This is a genomic window from Microbispora sp. NPDC046973, assembly GCF_040644495.1.
Lineage (GTDB): Bacteria > Actinomycetota > Actinomycetes > Streptosporangiales > Streptosporangiaceae > Microbispora.
This window is the reverse complement of record NZ_JBEYWQ010000075.1, coordinates 1-3376: the sequence shown is the minus strand read 5'-3', so window position 1 is coordinate 3376 and position 3376 is coordinate 1. Positions and strand designations below refer to the sequence as shown.

Sequence of the window (3376 nt, the reverse complement as noted above, 5' to 3'; positions counted from 1 at the left end):
CCCCCTCGACCCCGACCACCCCACCACCCGACTCACCCACCAACTCACCGACAGCAACGCCGCCCTCCTGCTCACCACCACAAGCACCACCGAAGACCACACCGGCTCCACCACCGGCCACACCACCGGTCACACCAGCGGACCCGCGACCGAGCGCAGCACCCGCGGCGGCGTGAACCTGGCCGCCACCATCGGCGCCGACATCCCCGTGGTGGTGCTGGACGACCCCACCACCCAGACACTGCTGGACAGGCAACCGGTCAGCGCACCCGCGGTGGACACCCTCGACGGCCAAGCCGCGTACCTGATCTACACCAGCGGATCCACCGGACGGCCCAAGAGCGCGGTCATCACCCACCACAACCTCAGCCACATCATCGACGCCCAACGCCGCCGCTTCACCCTCACCTCAAGCGACACCGCCCTGCAGCTGACCTCCTTCACCTTCGACGTGGCCGCCAGCGAAACCTTCACCACCCTCACCGCCGGCGCCCACCTCGTCATCGCCGACAGCCTCACCCGCCGCTCCCCCACCCACCTGCAGCACCTCATGCAGCACCAGCGCATCACCATCACCCAAAGCACCCCGACCCTGCTACGCCACCTGGACACCACCACCCTGCCCCACCTACGCGTACTGATCACCGGCGGCGAACCCTGCCCACCCGACCTCGCCCCCACCTGGGCCGACGGACGCCACCTGATCAACGCCTACGGCCCCACAGAAACCACCATCTGCGCCACCCTCACCACCCCCACCACCACCTTCGACACCACCACCCCACCCCCCATCGGCGCACCCCTGCCCAACACCCACCTCCACCTCCTCGACCCCCACCTCAACCCCGTCCCCATCGGCATCCCCGGCGAGCTCTACATCACCGGCGCCGGACTGGCACGCGGCTACCACCACCGCCCCGCCCTCACCGCCGAACGCTTCATCGCCAACCCCCTCGACCCGCACGGCGGGCGGCTGTATCGGACCGGGGACCTGGCCCGCTGGCGACCCGACGGACAACTCGACTTCCTCGGCCGCACCGACCACCAAATCAAAATCCGCGGCAACCGCATCGAACCCGCCGAGATCGAACACACCCTCACCACCCACCCCGCCATCACCACCGCCCTCGTCACCGAACACGAACAGCGGCTGATCGCCTACCTCGTCCCCGCAGACGGGGAGATCCCCCCGGTGAGCGAGCTGCGTGAGCACCTACGCGCCGCCCTGCCCGACTACATGATCCCCACCGCGTTCGTCGAGCTGACCGCCTTCCCCCTCACCCCCAACGGCAAAATCGACCGCGCCGCACTGCCCGCCCCCGACGGCGAACGCCCAGCACTGGCAACGGAGTTCGTGGCGCCCACCACCCCCACCGAAGAACTCCTCGCCGGCATCTGGGCCGACCTGCTCAACCTCGACCACGTCGGCGTCACCGACAACTTCTTCGACCTCGGCGGCCACTCCCTCCTCGCCACCCAAGCCATCACCCGCATCCGCGCCGCTTTCGGGACCGACACCGGCGTCGCCGCCCTGTTCGACCACCCCACCGTCGGGGAACTGGCCGCCGTCATCGACACCGGCACGGCGGGCGAGGCTCCGCCGCCGATCGTGCCGGTCTCACGGGAACGGAAACTGCCGCTGTCGTTCGCCCAGCAACGCCTGTGGTTCCTCGACCAGCTCGACCCCGGATCGGCCGAATACGTCATCCCCTCCCCGATCCCACTCACCGGGGACATGGACATCGCCGCGCTACGTGCCGCGCTGGACGCTCTGGTCGAGCGGCATGAGGTGCTGCGCACGCGTCTGGTGGCCGATGACGACGGCATCCCGTGGCAGGTCATCGACCCGCCCACCCGGTTCGACCTGCCCATGGTGGACCTGACGGGTCATGACCATCCGCAGGAGGCGGCCCGCGCCTGGGTGGCCGCCGACGCCGCCACCCCGTTCGACCTAGCCACCGGGCCGCTGATCCGCGCCACCCTGCTGCGCCTGGCCGACGACCAGCACATCCTCGCCCTGTCCATGCACCACATCGTGTCTGACGAATGGTCAGCCAAGATCTTCCTACGCGAGTTGATCGCCCTGTATGAGGCGTCCCGGGACGGGCGGCCCAACCCCCTGCCGCCACTGGCAGTGCAGTACGCCGACTTCGCCGTCTGGCAGCGCGACTGGCTCACCGGACCGGTGCTGGACGAACAGCTCGGCTACTGGCGGAACCAGCTGGCCGACCCGCCGGTGCTGGAGCTGCCGACCGACCGCCCCCGGCCCCCGGTGCGCTCCACCGCCGGAGCGGCCATCAGCTTCCACCTCGACTCACACGTCACGGCCCGGCTCCGGGAACTGTCCCGGAAGCAGTCGTCCACGTTGTTCATGACGCTGCTGGCCGCCTACACCACCCTGCTGGGCAAGTACACCGGCCAGCACGATGTGATCGTCGGCAGCCCCGTCGCCGGCCGCACCCACGGCCAGACCGAGGACCTCATCGGCTTCTTCGTCAACACCCTGGCGCTGCGCACCGACCTTTCCGGCGACCCCACCTTCACCCAACTGCTGGCCCGGGTACGCGCCACCGCCCTGGACGCCTACACCCACCAAGACCTGCCCTTCGAACAACTCATCGACGAACTCGGCGTCGTACGCGACCGCTCCCGCACCCCGCTGGTCGGCACACTGTTCAACTACATCAGCCAGCTACCGGACACTCCCGCCGAGCAAGCGCAGGGTGATGCCGAGGTCTTGCCCGACAACGCGCTGTTCGATCTCAGCCTGGTCATGGGGCACACCTCGGACGGCGCCCTCGTGGGGTCGGTGCAGTACAGCACCACCCTGTTCGACGAGCCCACCATCCGCCGTCTCATCGGGCACCTCACCGAGCTGCTCACCGCAGTCACCCGCGACGCCGACCAGCCCCTATCAACACTGCCGGTGCTGTCCGCCGCCGAGCAGCGATCGCTTGCGCGATGGAATGAGACTGACCTGTTCGTCCCGTCGGTGACGATCCATGAGTTGGTCGCCGATCAGGCGATCGCCCAGCCGGGGGCGATCGCCGTGGTCTGTGGTGACGCCTCGCTGACCTACGCCGAGCTGGACGTCCGCGCCAACCAGCTCGCCCACCACCTGCTCGCAGCCGGGATCGGCACGGAAAACGTGGTCGGACTATGCCTGGACCGCGGCCCGGACATCATCATCGCGATCCTGGCCGTCTGGAAAACCGGCGCCGCCTACCTCCCCCTCGACCCCGACTACCCCACCGACCGGCTGGCCTACATGCTCACCGACAGCAACACCAGCCTCCTGATCACCCACACCCCCACAACCCCAGCCACACACGCACTGACAACCACACCCGGCCACCCCGCCACCCCAACCCTCCAC

General features: G+C 69.1%; 1 protein-coding gene. It reads left to right on the top strand.

Going from position 1 to position 3376, the window contains the following annotated elements:
• Nucleotides 1-3376: amino acid adenylation domain-containing protein (locus ABZ860_RS42730; protein ID WP_357232573.1), on the top strand; the 3376-nt coding region annotated here is incomplete at both ends.